This is a genomic window from Paenibacillus sp. 05T425 (genome assembly GCF_056396205.1).
Window position 1 is genome coordinate 1 of record NZ_JBFTLA010000195.1, and the last position, 349, is coordinate 349.

At 62.8% G+C, this 349-nt stretch carries 1 protein-coding gene; it reads right to left on the reverse strand.

Annotated features, from left to right (window positions below):
• A partial coding sequence (locus AC1DF0_RS32735) for a hypothetical protein (protein ID WP_477577810.1) occupies positions 1-315 on the reverse strand: 315 nt, incomplete at its 3' end.
• Positions 316-349 lie beyond the last annotated feature (34 nt).

Sequence of the window (349 nt, forward strand, 5' to 3'; positions counted from 1 at the left end):
GTTGGGCAAATAGACGTCGGCTTTCACCGCGCCTTGATGAAATTGGCCATAGGGAAAGCCGTTAAGTGAAGTCAGCCGCAGCCCGCTGCGTTGCAGCAGGCTGAGGAAGTCCGCGCGAGCTGACGCCTGCTGTAGTTCGGCTGCGGCGAGGGCGCTGATCCACAGCCCACTGTCTTGCTCGTTCAGGCCGCGCAGGGTGCGCACACCCCGGAAATGCCATTCGATGGATGACCGTAGTCCCGCCAGGTCACGGGTCGGGTGCACATTGCTGCAATAACCGACCTGCGCGGCAGCCCAACCCGTGCCGGCACTCATTTGATCACCGGTTCCTGGCCACGCAGGGCAGAGT